The organism is Corynebacterium sp. HMSC036D02, from assembly GCF_001836165.1.
In the GTDB taxonomy this organism is placed as follows: domain Bacteria; phylum Actinomycetota; class Actinomycetes; order Mycobacteriales; family Mycobacteriaceae; genus Corynebacterium.
This window is the reverse complement of the sequence record NZ_KV827693.1, coordinates 13358-28206: the sequence shown is the minus strand read 5'-3', so window position 1 is coordinate 28206 and position 14849 is coordinate 13358. Positions and strand designations below refer to the sequence as shown.

Here is a 14849-nt window from a genome sequence, read left to right as displayed (position 1 = left end):
AACTTTATCTCACACAACTACTAAACTGAGCCGCCATGGAGAGCACCGAGTTCACTCTGGACAAGCTGCGCGAGGATCTATCGACCCTAAGCCCTGTGGAGCACGGCTTCACGTACCTCGACCTCGAGCGTCGGCCGCTAACGCACGGGCGCTTAAGCGGCTGGATTCTCTCGGTCAAGGACCTCAACGATGTCGCCGGCATTCCCACCACGCTTGGCCATGCCGAGCGTGCCTACGTGGCGGAGGAGACCGATCCTTTCGTGCAGGAGCTTATCGACGCCGGCGCGCTCGTCATCGGCAAATCCGCCGCACCCGAGCTGGGCCTGCGCGTGGACACCGAACCTGTTGGCCTGCCGCACCCGGATAATCCGCTCTACCCGGGTCATACGCCGGGCGGTTCCTCCGGCGGGGCGGCGGTCCAGGTGGCGCGGGGTCTGCTGCGCGCCGCGCATGCCTCCGACGGTGGCGGCTCCATCCGCGTGCCGGCTGCCGCCTGCGGCGTCGTCGGTTTTAAGCCCGGCGGCGAGGACCTCTCGGTACAGGGCTTCATCACGCGCAGCATCGCCGATACCGCAACGCTGCACGGCCTTCGCCCGCGTGCCCGGCGCGCCCGCATCGGCGTGCTGACGGATCCCCTCTTCGCTAACACCGAGGTGGCCCCGCACATGCTGCGCGCGATCGCAGAGGCCACCGCCACCTTTGAAGGCGCGGGTTTCGAAACCGTGGCCATTTCCCCCTATCCCCAGGCCGCGGCTACCTTTGAGGCCTTTCAACATATCTTTAGTCGCCGGCTGGCCGGCCTTGACTTCGCAGCAGGCTACGCGGAATGGATCCGCGCGAAGGGCCGCCGCGTCACGGATTCCGAATTTGCCGCGGCCCGCGCCCACGCCGCTCAGCTACCGGAAATGCTGGCACAAGAGTGGGAAGTAGACGCCATCTTAAGCCCCATGCTGGCCTTCGATCCGCCCCGGCGCGGGCACTTCCTGGCGCTGGATCACCAGGCCAACTTTGATGAGCAAACGCGGTGGTCACCGTGGGGATCGTTGTTCAACGTAGCGCAGCTGCCCGCCATTTCCGTGCCGTGGCCGGTGCGCGATCATCCGCCCGTAGGCGTGCACTTAGGTTCGCTCACGCTTGACGACGCCTCCCTTCTCGGCCTCGCCCAGGTGCTTCACCCATGAACGCGCGTTCACGCCTGCAGGCGGAAATACTCATCGTCCTCACCATCACCTTTGGCATTTCTGGTGTGCGCGCCGCGTTGCGGCTGACCGATTCCCTGCTCAACCCGGCGCCGCTCAACGAGCAATCGGTCACCATCAACGCCTCGCAGTCGACGACGACTCTGCTCGACCTCGCCTTCCAGCTCTGCAGTGCCGCGGTTCTCTTCGCGTGGGGAGCGCTTGCTCTGTACTTGATTTCCTCTCCACCCCGCCCGCAGTGGCGGGACGGCCTGCACGGCGCAGCGCTAGCGGCAGTCATTGGCCTTCCGGGGTTGGTACTGTATTACGTAGCGTTGCACTTCGGTTGGACCAAGGAGGTCGTCCCAGGGGCCTTCGATACGTGGATTGAGATTCCTGTGCTGCTCATCAAGTCCTTCGCCAACGCCTGGGCGGAGGAACTGGTGGTGGTGTACTGGCTCATGACCAGGCTCAGGCAGTCTGGGTGGGCCTTGCCCGCAACACTGGCTGCTTCCTCTATCTTGCGTGGCTCCTATCACCTCTACCAGGGCGTTTCCGCCGGCTTTGGCAATATCATCATGGGCGTGCTCTATGGCTGGTACTTCCACCGCACGGGGAAGGTGTGGCCGCTGGTCATCGCGCATTTTCTGATCGACGCCGTCGCTTTCGTGGGCTACGCACTGCTCTTCGGGGCTTAAGCACGGGCCAAGAGTTCGTGGCGCCACAAAGACTACGCCCGCACCCTGTGTGATAGATGGGGCGGAAGTGATTTCGCGGTACAGTGTTCCCCATGACCTACCAAGGACGCGACCCAGAGCGCGAAGCTCGCCGTGCCGGCGAGCCCCACGGCACGCCGCGCCGCGCGGGCTCCGCTGATTCAGCGAACTCTTCCCGCCCCCACGACCCGGCTGGCCCGCGAGCTTCGCATGCTGCCGGGCAGGACGCAGGCGAATTTGTCCTTGGTGCCGACGGGCAGCCCTTGCGTGATCGCTATGGCCGCCCCGTGCGCCGCCGCCCCTCCACACAGCGCAGCACGCCGTCCCATCATTCCGCACGCGCCCAGCGTCCCAGCCCGCGTCGCTCACGGCCGGAGGAAACCCGCTTCGACGTAGATGCCTACATGGCTCAGCACTCTCCCGCACGCCCGGCGCCCCGCCAGAGCGCGCCCACCCGGGAGCCTGCCGCCGACGCCTACCGGCGAAGCCCCGACGCACCGCCGCGCAGCTATTCCCCGCAGGCTCCGTCCCGCGGGCGTCCCACGGGGCGCCCGCATAGCCGTCGTAAAAAGGTCAACCCGGCCAAGCAGGCTTTCGGTTGCCTGGGCTGGCTTGTCGTCATCGCCCTCGTCTTCATGGTGGCCTTCACCTTGTGGACGGATTCACGCCTGACCCGTATTGACGCCCTGCCCACCGAGCAGGTGGCACAGACCTCCGGGACGAACTGGCTTTTGGTGGGTTCAGACTCACGCCAGGGGCTCACTGAAGAGCAGCAAGCGGAGCTAGGTACCGGTGGCGATGTAGGCGTCGGCCGCACCGATACCATCATGCTGCTCCACATTCCCGCATCCGGAAAGGCCCAGCTGGTCTCCATTCCACGCGATAGCTACGTCGACGTGCCTGGCTTCGGCATGGACAAGGTCAACGCTGCCTTCACCTACGGTGGACCGCAGCTGCTGACCCAAACCGTGGAACAAGCCACCGGCCTCCACATCGATCACTATGCGGAGATCGGCATGGGTGGCTTGGCAAACGTCGTGGATTCCGTCGGCGGCGTGGAGATTTGCGTCAAGGAGCCCATCAACGATCCGCTCGCGGGCATCGACCTCCAAGCGGGCTGCCAGAAGCTCCGCGGCCCAGATGCCCTCGGCTATGTGCGTACCCGCGCTACCGCGATGGGTGACCTGGACCGCGTCGAGCGCCAGCGCGAGTTCTTCGCCGCGCTGCTGGATAAGGCAACGTCCTTCTCGACAATTGGCAACCCCTTCAAGGCCGTCTCCCTGGTCAACCACACCGCGGATTCCTTCATCGTCAACGAGAAGGACCACGTCTGGCACCTCGCCCGCGTGGCGCTATCCATGGCCTCGGGCGTGGAGACGAAGACGGTTCCCATCGGCGGCTTCGAGGACACGGTCGTGGGCAACGTCGTCCTCTGGGATGACGCCGAGGCCCAAGCGCTCTGGGACTCCATGCGCTAAGGCTTCGGCCGGTCGTTTCGATCAAATAAGGCTCCAAAACCTTGTGGTTTTGGAGCCTTATTTGATCGTTTCGTACCCGCGCCTCGGGGGCGAAGGCACCGAAGAATTAGCGCAGCGTCACCTGACGGGACTTGATGTTCTGCAGCTGCTTGCGCTCATCGGCGTCGAGGTTAGCGTCGTTGGAAATCTCCTCCTCCAACGCCTTGTTCACGCGAGACAGCTCAGCCTCGTAGGAGTCGTGCGCAACCTCTGGGTCAAGGTCAAAGACCGGGGCGATCAGGCCGTGGGTGCGGAAGACACCGGCGAACTTGGTGTTCTCGCCCAGGTTGAGCTCACCGCGAGCGGCAATGCGCGCGAGGGCGTTGAGGAAAGCATTCTCGTCATCGCACGGGCGGACCCAGCGGATGTGCGCCTTGCCGCCACCGGCGTTAGCCCAGAAGGCGGTGCCCACAAAGCCCTCGGCCTCCTGGCCCACCTGGTAGGACTCAATGACGGAATCGTTGGCGCGCTGCAGAGCCTGCGCCATCTGCGGAGGAACTTGCGCGCCCTCCGGCATCCACCACGCGAAGTCCTGGTAGACGTTGATCTCCAGCTCGGCGTCCTCCTCCAGCAGCTCCTTGAGCTCCGGCTGGGAGCCATCAGCAGCAGTGGATTCCAGGGTGGAGCCCGGCGCGTTGTTCTTCACCCAGTTCAGGGCGAAAGCCAGGTCACGGCCCGGGTTGTGCGTGTGGGACTGCACCTGCAGGCCCACGAAAGCCTCACCACCGGACTCCTCTTCACGGATGAGCGCCGCGGTAGCACCAGGCAGCACAGTGGCGACATAGACATCCTTGTCAAAGCCCTTGACGGACAGCTTCGCCGTTGCGGAAGGAACAAATTCCTGCAGGGCGACGAGGCTAGCCTCAGCGGCGAGCCCACCGAAGGGGCGAGGGTCCTTTTCCAGGGCAGCGCGCTCGGCGGCGCGGGCAGCGAGCTTAGCTTGGCGGCGGGACATGCCCTCCGGCAGCTGTTCGTTCTTCTTTTTCTTCTTGGCCATACTGAACAACTTACCTGTTCATTACAGCTCAATGGCATGCAGGGCCACTTCCGGTTGGTTCGTGGCGAGAATATCCACCCCATTGGCCCATGCCCACTTCATGTCCTCAGGTTTATCGATGGTCCACATGTACGTGGGCAGACCATGCGCGCCGATGGCACCAGGTTGGAGCTTGCCGCGCAACAGCGACATACCTAAGCCTGTGGGCTGCGATAACAGGATATCTGGGCGATTGAAATGGCGCTCCCAATCGCGACGCAGATAGATGCGGTCGACGTGCGGGGCGAGCGCTGCCATTCGACGGATGGCCCGGTGGGAAAAGGAAATCATGTGGATCCGGGGGTCGTCGAGAAGCCCGGCGTAGCGCAGCCGCAGCACCATCTGTTCTTCGAGGATGTCGCCCTGCCCCGAGGGATGCTTGGTCTCAATGTAGAGGTGGTGCTTCTTTTCCCCGAGCATGTCGAGGAGTTCGTCGAGAATCAGCATGCGCTGGCCGCCGCCAATCTTGAGGCGGCGCAGCTCCTCCCATGTCATGCGAGACACTCGACCTGAGCCATTCGTGGTCCGGTCCAGCGTGGGATCGTGGTGAACCACCACCTTGCCGTCGCTGCTCAGGCGGATATCGCACTCGATGCCGTGAATGGGAAGCTCGAGCGCTTTTTCAAAGGCAAGAGGGGATAGCTCCGGATATTTCCCGGAGTATCCCCTGTGGGCGACAATCTTCACTAGCCGAAGATTTCTTCCTTGATGGTGTTGAGAGTGTTGAAGGAGTTCTCGAAGCGCTCCTTCTCGTGCTCATCGAGGGCCAGCTCGATAACGCGGTTAACGCCGGAGCGGTCAACGATGGCCGGGGTGCCGATGAAGACATCCTCGTGGCCGTACTCGCCCTGCAGGTAAGCAGAGACCGGAAGGGCGACGGCCTGGTTCTGGATGACCGCGCGGGTGATGCGGGCCAGGGCCATGCCGATGCCGTAGGAGGTGGAGCCCTTAGCGTCGATGATGTGGTAGGCGGCGTCCCGGGTGTCCTCGAAGATCTTCTCGATGCGCTCGTTGTAGCCCGGGTCCTTCTCAGAACGGTGGGACAGGGAGACACCTGCGATGTTGGCGGAGGAGACAACCGGCAGCTCGGAATCGCCGTGCTCGCCGATGATGTAGGCGTGGACGGAGGTCGGAGCCACGTCATCCATCTCAGAGAGCATGTAGCGGTAGCGGGCCGAGTCCAGGACGGTGCCGGAGCCGATGACGCGCTCGTGCGGGAAGCCGGAGGCCTTCCACACTGCGTAGGTCAGCAGGTCCACCGGGTTGGAGGCGACCAAGAAGATACCGTCGAAGTCATTCTTCATGACGTCCGCCACGATGGAGTTCATGATCTTGACGTTCTTGTCCACGAGCTGCAGGCGGGTCTCGCCGGGCTTCTGTGCGGCACCGGCGCAGATGACGACCATGGAGGCGTCCTTGCAGTCTTCGTAGGTGCCCTTGGTCACGCGAGTGCGGGACGGGGCCCAGACGACGCCATGGTTGAGGTCCATGACGTTGCCTTCGAGCTTCTTTTCGTCGATGTCGATGATGGCCAGGTGATCAACAGTGCCCTGGTTGACCAGAGCGTAGGCGTAAGCAACTCCAACATCGCCAGCGCCGATGAGTACTACTTTGTTTCCAACATGATTTCCCATGACTCCTATTGTGCCCCTAATGTCCGAGTTTTGCTCGTTATGCGCCCGAATTCACAGGTTCGGTAGTCCGATCTCACATTTTTACGCCCGATTGGGTCTGATTAGTGGCATCACTGCACGTCCGCCCCAAAGCTGGTTCAATGGCCAGCATGCGTCAACTTGCGCGCCGCATCGCCCTCAGGACCGCCCGCACGGGACTTCAGGCTGCCATCTTTTCGCTGGAGCTCATCAGCGATCTCACCCCCGGCATGCGCATGACCGGCAGGCGGCGCCTGCCCCAAAATATGTGGCCCGGGCTCTTCGGCGCCGAAGTCGCGACCTGGGCAGCTGTCTCCCCGTCGCTCTTGCCACGCCCGTGGTGGGTTACCGCTGCCAACGTGGCCATCGGCCAAGGCGCGGGACACCTCGCCGCCACCACCGCGGCTTTCGCGGCCAAGCGCGCGCTACACCACGCTGGCCGGCGCCCCCAGGACCGCGTCGGCCCTACCACTCGGCGCTTTTCCTACTACCTACTGGGGCTCGGAACCTTCATCGCGGGCATACGCTCCCTGCGCAACCAAACGGAGCAGGCCCGCCTCGTGGGCAAGCTCAATGACCGCGGCCCGCAATCCGCCGCACTAGGCATGGTGGCGGGCACCGCCGGCTACGGCGCTTTGCTCATCGTGGGGGAGGCAGCCCAGCTCACCGTCACCCAGCTTTCCCTCCAGGTCCAGCGCTGGCTGCCCCGGTGGATTGCCTGGCCCCTAGCCGGCGGCGCGGTGGGCTTCGCCGCGGCTGTGGCCAGCGACCGCATGGTCTGGCGCCGGCTGCTCCGCAAGGCCACTATCCAGGGCCTTGCCCTCAACAAGCTCGTCTATCCGGGCTCCGTCATGCCCTGGGAGCCGGAGCGCTCTGGCAGTCCATGGTCCCACGAGCAGTGGACGGCTGTCGGCTCTCAAGGCCGGGTTTTTCTCGACCGCGGCCCCCGCGCCCAGGACATCAAAGAGGTCATGCACTTTGACCGAGCACGCGAACCAATACGCATTTACATCGGCCTCATCCGCGGCCGCGGTCCGCACGCCGCTGCCCGCCACGCGGTGGCGGAGATGGACCGCACGGGGGCCTTCCACCGCGACACCATCGTGCTGCAGATGCCCTCCGGCTCAGGCTGGATCAATAATTATTCGGTCAGTGGCTATGAATTCCTCACGCGCGGCAACTGCGCCACCGTGGCCTTGCAATTCGACTACCTGCCCTCCATGTTTTCTTACCTGGTGGATAAGAACCTCTCCCGCACTTTTGCGCGCGAGCTCATTGCCGCCGTTCACGCCCGCCTCGAGCTCTTGCCCGAGGACAATCGCCCCAAGCTGTACTTAAGCGGCGAATCCCTGGGCTGCTATGCCATCGTGGAAAACTACGAGACGGTCGAAGAGTTGCTGGCGGCGTGCGATGGTGCGGTTTTCACTGGGCCGCCCCGGATGACCAGTTTCATGCGGCGCCTGCACCGTGAACGCGGCTCCTTGGAGCGCTTGCCGCTTGTCGACGGCGGCCGGCACCTCCGCTTCGCCGCTGTCCCCGCCCACATGGAACACGATGCTTTCGGCGAACCCTACGGTCCCTGGGAGCGCCCGCGCGTGGCGATAGGACAGCACGCCTCCGATGCCATCGTGTGGTGGGATAGCAAGCTCATTTATGCTCGCCCCAACTGGATCCACGAGCCGACCCCGCAGACCTTGTACGCAGATACCTTTAAAAACCTGCGCTGGCACCCGTTCATCACTTTCTGGCAGGTAGCACTGGACCAGATCAACTCGCTCAACGTGCCGGGCGGCCACGGGCATAACTACTTCGAGGAAACCTTCTGGTACTGGGATTCCGTCCTCGGATCCCAAACGCGCACCCAGCTCACTCCGGAGCTAGCTGAGCGCATGCGGGATTTTGTGGAGCGCGACCAGCTCAATAAACCTTCTGACTTCCGCACGCACGTACGCAAACAGCTCTAGCCGCACGCACGTGCGCTCACTGCGCTAGCCACACTTGACGCCGGTGCTGTGGTGCGGGCAGTAACCGTTGGGCACCTTGTGCAGGTACTGCTGGTGCTCGTCCTCGGCCAGGTAATACTCCCCCGAGTCCGTCTCGCTGAGGAGGGTGACTTCGGTGGTGGTGGCGCCGAAGCCGGCGTCGGCAAGCTTGCCTGCGTAGGAATCCACAAGCTGCTGGATCACCTCGCGTTCCTCCTCAGTCTCTGGATAAAAGGCCGAGCGGTACTGCGTACCCACGTCGTTGCCCTGGCGGAATCCTTGAGTCGGATCGTGAGCTTCCAAGGCCTTGACCACAAGGTCGCGCAGGCTCACGCGCTGCGGATCATAGGTAATCTGCACCGCCTCCGCGTGGTTGGTCAGCCCACGGCACACCTCGTAGTACGTCGGGTTAGGGGTGGTACCTCCCGCATAGCCCACGGACGTGGACTCCACGCCCTCAGTTTCCCAGAACATCTTCTCCGCGCCCCAGAAACAGCCGATAGCGATGATGAGGGATTTTTGTCCCTCTTTCCACGGGCCGGTAATCGGAGTGCCTAGCACCGCGTGGGGCTGTGGGTTGTCCAGGACGGGCTCGGCGCGCCCGGGAAGGGCGTCCTCCGCCGCCACCAGCTTGGGTTCTGGTGTGAAAAGAAACATGCTGGGTTCTCCTTCGCTTAGTCTTGCCCTCCCCTTATACTCCGCTGCGCTGCCCACAATCCAGGTTTTTGTTCAGGGCCTCTCCCATAGAAAAAATATTGTGGCCAAATCCTCATCCGCGCCCTACCATGGGGCCTCGTACCCCAAAGAAAGGATGACACAAATGGCTGTTTACGAACTTCCGGAACTCGACTACGCATACGACGCTCTGGAGCCGCACATCTCCGCTGAGATCATGGAGCTGCACCACTCCAAGCACCACGCTGGCTACGTTGCTGGCGCTAACGCTGCGCTCGAGGCCCTGGAGGAGCAGCGCAACGGCGAGGCTAACGCTGACGCTATCCGCGCACTGTCCAAGAACCTTGCTTTCAACCTGGGTGGCCACACCAACCATTCCATCTTCTGGAAGAACCTCTCCCCGAACGGCGGCGGCGAGCCCACCGGCGAGCTGGCTGAGGCTATTAACCGCGACTTCGGTTCCTTCGAGAAGTTCAAGGCTCACTTCTCCGCCGTTGCTACCGGCCTGCAGGGCTCCGGTTGGGCAGTTCTGGGCTACGACCACGTTGCTGGCCGCCTAATTATTGAGCAGCTGACCGATCAGCAGGGCAACATTTCTGTGAACTTCACCCCGCTGCTGATGCTGGACATGTGGGAGCACGCCTTCTACCTCCAGTACAAGAACGTGAAGGCTGATTACGTCAAGGCTGTCTGGAACGTCTTCAACTGGGATGACGTTGCTGAGCGTTACGCTGCTGCCACCAAGTAAGCACTGTGGCCTCCTTTAAGGCCATGTAGCTTCGACCGCGCTGAGTTCTCTTCATTGAGGCTCGGCGCGGTTTCGCGTTTTCATCACCGTCTGCAGACCGTGGGCGGTGATGACCTACACCCCTTCTGCCCCACCCGCCCCAACTTTCCCTATAGAGATTTAGAAATTAAACCCACCTTCAGAAAATAGCTATGGCATAATTCACACCACCTGCACGCAGGGATGCGTATTACAGGCTTGATTTTCTTGCTGAGGAGTCAACGCTGATGCGCCATCTCAATTGACTCTCTTCAGGTGGTTTTGTGAACTCACTACTTCTCGTGTTTATCGGACTCGCCATGATGTTGGCGGGGTACTTGTTGTACTCGCGCTTCCTCGCATCGAAGGTGTACCAACTCTCCGAGGGCTTTTCCACGCCCTCCCACACCATGGAGGACGGCGTCGACTACGTCCCCACTAACAAATACGTGCTGTGGGGCCACCACTTCACCTCGGTTGCGGGCGCGGCTCCCATCATCGGCCCCGCCGTCGCCGTGATTTGGGGCTGGCTGCCAGCCTTCCTCTGGGTCACACTCGGCACGGTCTTCTTCGCCGGAATGCATGACTTGGGTGCGCTGTGGGCTTCCCAGCGCCACCGCGGGCAGTCCATCGGCACGCTCTCTGGACGCTATATCGGCGCCCGCGGGCGCGCGCTCTTCCTCGTCGTGATCTTCTTGCTGCTGCTCATGGTTAACGCGGCCTTCGCCGTGGTCATCTCCAACCTGCTGATTTCGACGCCCACCGCCGTCATCCCCACCTGGGGTGCCATCCTCGTCGCCCTGCTCATCGGCCAGGCCATCTACCGTTTCCGCTGGAACCTGACCATCGTCTCCATCGTGGGGGTCGCCGCGCTCTACGCGCTGATGATCATCGGTGACCGCGTCCCGCTGGCCCTCCCGGAAACCGTCCTGGGCATCCCGGACCGCGGCGTGTGGATCATCCTGCTCTTCGTCTACGCCTTCATCGCCTCCTTGCTCCCGGTGTGGGTCCTGTTGCAGCCGCGTGACTACATCAACGGCCTGCAGCTCTTCGTCGGCCTCATCATCCTCTACGGCTCTTTCCTCGTCACCCGCCCCGAGGTTGTCGCTCCGACCGTGTCGGATCACGTCCCGGACAGCACGCCAGGCATCTTCCCGCTCCTCTTCGTCACCATCGCCTGCGGCGCCGTCTCTGGATTCCACGGCGTGGTGAGCTCCGGTACCTCTTCCAAGCAGCTGGATAAGGAAACCGACGCCCGCTTCGTCGGCTACTTCGGCGCCGTGGGCGAGGGACTCCTCGCACTCGGCACCATCGTGGCCACCACATCTGGTTTCAAGACCGCCGCCGATTGGGAAGCCGTCTACAACGAATGGAATGCCGGAGGCGTCGAGGCCTTCGTGCAGGGCGGCGGTGCCCTCATGAACGAAGGCCTGGGCATCCCTACTTCGCTCTCCGCCACCATCCTGGCCACCATGGCCGTTCTCTTTGCCGCGACGACGATGGACTCCGGCGTGCGCCTGCAGCGCATGGTGGTCTCGGAGGCTGCCGAGCTCATGGACATCAAGCTCAGCGGCCTGGTGGCCACCATCATCGCCGTCGCCTGCGCTTTGGGCCTGACCTTCTCCACCGGTGTTGACGGCTCCGGCGGCATGCTCATCTGGCCGCTCTTCGGCACCACGAACCAGCTCATGGCCGGCCTCACGCTGTCCATCATCGTGGTCATCCTGACCCAGCTGCGCCGCCCAACGTGGCCAGTGCTGCTCCCGCTGGTTTTCGTTACCGCCATGTCCCTGTGGGCAGCGGTGCTACAGCTCAAGACGCTGTTCCAGGCCGGAAACTGGCTCCTGCTAGTTATCGATGCCGTCATCATCGTCGCCGCCATCTGGGTCATCGCCGAGGCTATCACCGCCATTTCCCGTGCGCGCACGGCCCCGCAGGTGGTGTGGAAGGACGAAGACATCGAGCCTCCCCTGCCGGTCGATGCTCGATAAACTGAAGGCTTTTGGGCGCGGTCTGGACGAGTTCTACTCCGCGCCTTATCGGCGTTCCTTTGCCAAAGCGCAGCAGGAGGAAGACGATCTCTTCATGTTGTTGGTCCTCTCGGAAGCCCTCGGCCTGCCGAATCCGGCCAGCTACTACACCCTGGAATTGCTGCCGCTGATGTATGAAGACTTCCATGCCTGGCACACGCGCATGGGCATGGAGCGCTCACCGTTGAACGGAATCTCATGTTGCTAGCCCCCATCATGTTCTTTGGCGGCAAGGGCGGGGTGGGTAAGACCACGCTGGCCACCGCCACCGCCCTGCGCCTGGCCCAGGAAGGCAAGCGCGTGCTGCTGGTATCCACGGACCCGGCGCACAACCTGGGGCATATCTTTGGCACCGCGCTTGGCGACGTCCCGACAACCATCCGCCCCCACTTAAGCGTCATCGAGATCGACCCGGCGCGGGCAACGGAGGAGCACCTGGAGGGCGTCGCCAAGCAGATGCGTCGTTTCATGCCGGAGCGCCTCCACCGCGAGGTCGGCCGGCACGTGGACCTGGCCCGGCACTCGCCTGGCACGCACGAGGCAGCGATGTTGGAGCGCATCGCGCAGCTCGTCGAAGAGCAGCAGGCTGGTGGGGAGTTTGAGCACATCATCTTCGATACCGCGCCCTCCGGCCACACCTCGCGGCTCATGGCACTGCCGGAGATCATGGCCGCGTATACCGATGGACTGCTGGCGCGGCGCGAGAAATCCGATAAGTTCGGCGCGGTGGTGCGCGGCATGACCTCGGCGGAGAAGGCCGTATCCGCCAGCTCGCAGGACCCGGTGGACCGCCGTAACCAGGAGATCCGCTCCACGTTGCTCAAGCGCCGCCGCCGCTTCGAGCGTTTGCGCTCCGTGCTTTCCGACGAAGCCACCACGTCCTTCTTCCTCGTCCTCACCGCGGATCGCACCCCGGTGTTGGAAACCTCCGAGTTCTTCGCGGAACTGAGTTCCCATGGCGTGCACTGCGGTGGACTGCTGGTCAACCGCCGCACTCCGGAAAGCACGGAAGAGTTTCTTCAACAGCGCCGCTCCTCAGAGGATGCAGCCTTGGCGCTGCTCGCTGAAAAGCTGCCGGGCCAGCCGGTACACACCTTGCCTTGGCTGCCGCACGAGGTATCCACCCCCGAGGCGCTCGCCGCCCTGGCCGCCGAGCTTCCCTTCGGCAGCTAATCGGCCTCGACCAAGCTACTGCCCTCGGCGGTGCGGGCCACCACGAAATCCTTGAAGTGCTCAACCGGCGGGGCATCATCGCCTTCGCGCCACACCAACCCCAGCTCGCGATAGGCCTCGGGTTCTATGGGAATGAGGTTGCGGGCTTTCAGGTACGGGTCATCAAGCGGCAGCAACGCCGATCCCAGTCCGGCGGCCACGAGGCCGGCCACGGTGGTCAGCTCCATGGATTCGAAGACGAGGCGCGGGCTAAAACCGGCCTCGCTCGCTAGGGAATCGAGAAGCATGCGTGTTCCATAGCCAGGCAACATGCCGATGAAGGGCTCATCGCGAAAGCCTTCCATGCGCACACTGTTTCTTCCGGCAGCCCAATGCCCTTCCGGCACCGCGAGTCCGAGTCTTTGCAGCTTGAGCTGGTGCCAGCCCAGCGGGCCCGGGCTTATAGGCCGGGGACCGACGAGCGCCAAGTCGGATTCGCCGGCCGCTACTCTGTCCACGAGCTCGCGGGCCGCGCCCTGGTGCAGGCGAATATCCACGTGGGGGTGCCTGGCGCGATAGGCCTTGAGCAGCTCCGGAACCATCCACGTGCCGAGGGAATGCATGAAATCGAGGCGCACGGTGCCGCGCTCCGGATCCATAAGTCGGGAGACGGCATCGCGCGCGGCGGCTTCCGACAAGAGCATCCGCCGCGCATGGTCCACGAAGGCCCGGCCGCGCGCATTGAGCCGCAGGCGTCGGCCGCTGCGCTCAAAAAGGCTGGCCCCCACGGCCGTCTCGATACGCTGAACGCGGCGGGTCAACGCGGATTGGGAGAGCCCGAGGGAGTCGGCAGCGGCGCCGACGAGGCCATGGTCGGCCACGGCGACGACTCCGCGGACATCCTCCAGATTCATGCACACCTCGCATGATTTATGTAACTTTCGGACATTTTACACATAATCCGCGCTAGGCCATGCTTGGTGCATGACCAGAACGCGGCGCGCCACCATTGCCATGCTCTTCGTGGGCCTGGCAATTTTTTCTTGCCTCTACCCCACCCAAGCCATGCTGCCTACCCTGGTGGAGGACATGGGCATGTCCCCCACGGAAGCCGCCATGACCATTTCCGCGGCCACGGGTGCCCTGGCTATTTGCGTCATCCCCGTGTCCATCATCTCCGAGCGCATCGGCCGCGGAAAACTGCTGCTCGTGTCCACCATCGCGGCCACGCTCATCGGCATGCTCGTTCCGCTGGCCCCCAATCCAGAGATCCTCATCGCCACCCGCGCGCTCCAGGGGGCCGTCATCGCCGGCGCGCCCGCTACCGCCATGGCCTGGATCTCAGAGGAACTGGAAAGCTCTTACGTCGCCCGCGCCATGGGCTTGTATATCGCCGGCACCACCATCGGTGGGCTCACCGGCCGCCTCATCCCCACCGGGCTGCTCGAGCTCACATCCTGGCGCTGGGCTCTAGCGGGCTCCAGCCTGGTCACGCTCATCCTCGCTATTATCGCCGCTATTTTGCTGCCCTACCAGCAGAATTTCACGCCCAAGGAAATCCACTTTCGATCAGAGCTGCGCGCGATTTTTCGCCATGCCCGGGATATCCGCCTTATCCCCTTGTTCATCGTGGCTTTCGTGGCGATGGGTACCTTCGTCTCCCTCTATAACTTCCTAGCTTTCAGGCTCATCGACCACTTCCATCTCTCGCCGGGCTTGGCCGGCTTGGTCTTCCTCTTCTACCTCACCGGAACGTGGTCCTCGGCGCGCGCTGGCCGGCTGGTTAGCCAAGTGGGCCACGCCAACACCTTGCTGCTGTCGTGCCTGCTTTTTGCCGTGGGCATCGCGCTCTGCATGGGGTCGCTCATCCCCACCCTGTTGGGCATCGTGCTCTTCACCATCGGCTTCTTCGCCGCGCACTCTACTGCCTCGGGCTGGGTGGGCCACATCGCTACCCATGACCGTGCGGAGGCTTCCAGCCTTTATGTCTTCTTCTATTACCTCGGCAGCTCCATCCTGGGCGCGCTGGCCGGCGTGCTCTTTGATTCCCTGTCGTGGACCGGCTTCATCGCCGTCTACGCTGCCCTCGCCGCTGGTATCGCGCTGCTGAGTTGGATGGTGAGAAAAACCGGATAAACTCGTGTT

Annotated in this window: 14 protein-coding genes; 9 read left to right on the top strand and 5 right to left on the bottom strand. The window is 63.2% G+C overall.

Annotation, left to right across the window (positions count from 1 at the left end):
• The first annotated feature begins 35 nt into the window (after positions 1-35).
• From HMPREF2743_RS09025 to HMPREF2743_RS09015, 3 genes are all read left to right on the top strand, one after another.
• A complete protein-coding gene (locus HMPREF2743_RS09025) occupies positions 36-1181 on the top strand; it encodes an amidase (protein WP_070818620.1) in 1146 nt (381 codons plus the stop codon).
• Positions 1178-1876 (top strand): CPBP family intramembrane glutamic endopeptidase, encoded by a 699-nt coding sequence (locus HMPREF2743_RS09020; RefSeq protein ID WP_070818619.1) that lies wholly within the window; start codon positions 1178-1180, stop codon positions 1874-1876. The genes HMPREF2743_RS09025 and HMPREF2743_RS09020 overlap by 4 nt, the downstream gene beginning before the upstream one ends.
• 92 nt (positions 1877-1968) lie before the next feature.
• The gene (locus HMPREF2743_RS09015; protein ID WP_083321622.1) at positions 1969-3372 is read left to right on the top strand and encodes an LCP family protein; all 1404 of its coding nucleotides are present in this window, start codon (positions 1969-1971) and stop codon (positions 3370-3372) included.
• 106 nt (positions 3373-3478) lie between these two features.
• On the opposite strand, the gene HMPREF2743_RS09010 is transcribed toward HMPREF2743_RS09015, so the two are convergent.
• The 3 genes from HMPREF2743_RS09010 to HMPREF2743_RS09000 are packed head-to-tail and all read right to left on the bottom strand — an operon-like array spanning position 3479 to position 6081.
• Positions 3479-4408: a DUF5926 family protein gene (locus HMPREF2743_RS09010; protein WP_070818618.1), complete on the bottom strand. Its 930-nt coding sequence runs from the start codon at positions 4406-4408 to the stop codon at positions 3479-3481.
• Between the two features lie 21 nt (positions 4409-4429).
• Positions 4430-5134, bottom strand: a complete 705-nt coding sequence (locus HMPREF2743_RS09005) for a glycerophosphodiester phosphodiesterase family protein (RefSeq protein WP_070818617.1) — start codon at positions 5132-5134, stop codon at positions 4430-4432.
• Positions 5134-6081, bottom strand: a complete 948-nt coding sequence (locus tag HMPREF2743_RS09000) for an L-lactate dehydrogenase (protein WP_010188488.1) — start codon at positions 6079-6081, stop codon at positions 5134-5136. Before HMPREF2743_RS09000 ends, HMPREF2743_RS09005 begins: the two co-directional genes overlap by 1 nt.
• Positions 6082-6221: 140 nt before the next feature.
• Between HMPREF2743_RS09000 and HMPREF2743_RS08995 the strand changes: the two genes are divergently transcribed.
• Positions 6222-8063 (top strand): alpha/beta-hydrolase family protein, encoded by a 1842-nt coding sequence (locus HMPREF2743_RS08995; protein WP_070818616.1) that lies wholly within the window; start codon positions 6222-6224, stop codon positions 8061-8063.
• Between the two features lie 24 nt (positions 8064-8087).
• Here the strand turns inward: HMPREF2743_RS08995 and msrA are convergent, their stop codons facing one another.
• Positions 8088-8738, bottom strand: a complete 651-nt coding sequence (msrA, locus tag HMPREF2743_RS08990) for a peptide-methionine (S)-S-oxide reductase MsrA (RefSeq protein ID WP_010188485.1) — start codon at positions 8736-8738, stop codon at positions 8088-8090.
• 163 nt (positions 8739-8901) lie between these two features.
• Here msrA and HMPREF2743_RS08985 point away from each other — a divergent pair, with 163 nt between their 5' ends.
• From HMPREF2743_RS08985 to HMPREF2743_RS08970, 4 genes are all read left to right on the top strand, one after another.
• A complete protein-coding gene (locus HMPREF2743_RS08985) occupies positions 8902-9504 on the top strand; it encodes a superoxide dismutase (protein WP_046647628.1) in 603 nt (200 codons plus the stop codon).
• 302 nt (positions 9505-9806) lie between these two features.
• Entirely contained in the window at positions 9807-11513 is a 1707-nt protein-coding gene (locus HMPREF2743_RS08980) for a carbon starvation CstA family protein (RefSeq protein WP_070818615.1), read from the top strand.
• Positions 11503-11760: a cory-CC-star protein gene (locus HMPREF2743_RS08975; RefSeq protein WP_010188480.1), complete on the top strand. Its 258-nt coding sequence runs from the start codon at positions 11503-11505 to the stop codon at positions 11758-11760. The genes HMPREF2743_RS08980 and HMPREF2743_RS08975 overlap by 11 nt, the downstream gene beginning before the upstream one ends.
• Complete coding sequence (locus HMPREF2743_RS08970) at positions 11751-12725, top strand: ArsA family ATPase (RefSeq protein WP_070818614.1); 975 nt, start codon at positions 11751-11753, stop codon at positions 12723-12725. The genes HMPREF2743_RS08975 and HMPREF2743_RS08970 overlap by 10 nt, the downstream gene beginning before the upstream one ends.
• On the opposite strand, the gene HMPREF2743_RS08965 is transcribed toward HMPREF2743_RS08970, so the two are convergent.
• Positions 12722-13618, bottom strand: coding sequence for a LysR substrate-binding domain-containing protein (locus tag HMPREF2743_RS08965; RefSeq protein WP_070818613.1), 897 nt, complete (start codon positions 13616-13618; stop codon positions 12722-12724). The genes HMPREF2743_RS08970 and HMPREF2743_RS08965 overlap by 4 nt on opposite strands.
• A 70-nt stretch (positions 13619-13688) precedes the next feature.
• On the opposite strand from HMPREF2743_RS08965, the gene HMPREF2743_RS08960 reads away from it, so the two are divergent.
• Positions 13689-14840, top strand: coding sequence for an MFS transporter (locus tag HMPREF2743_RS08960; protein ID WP_010188474.1), 1152 nt, complete (start codon positions 13689-13691; stop codon positions 14838-14840).
• Positions 14841-14849 lie beyond the last annotated feature (9 nt).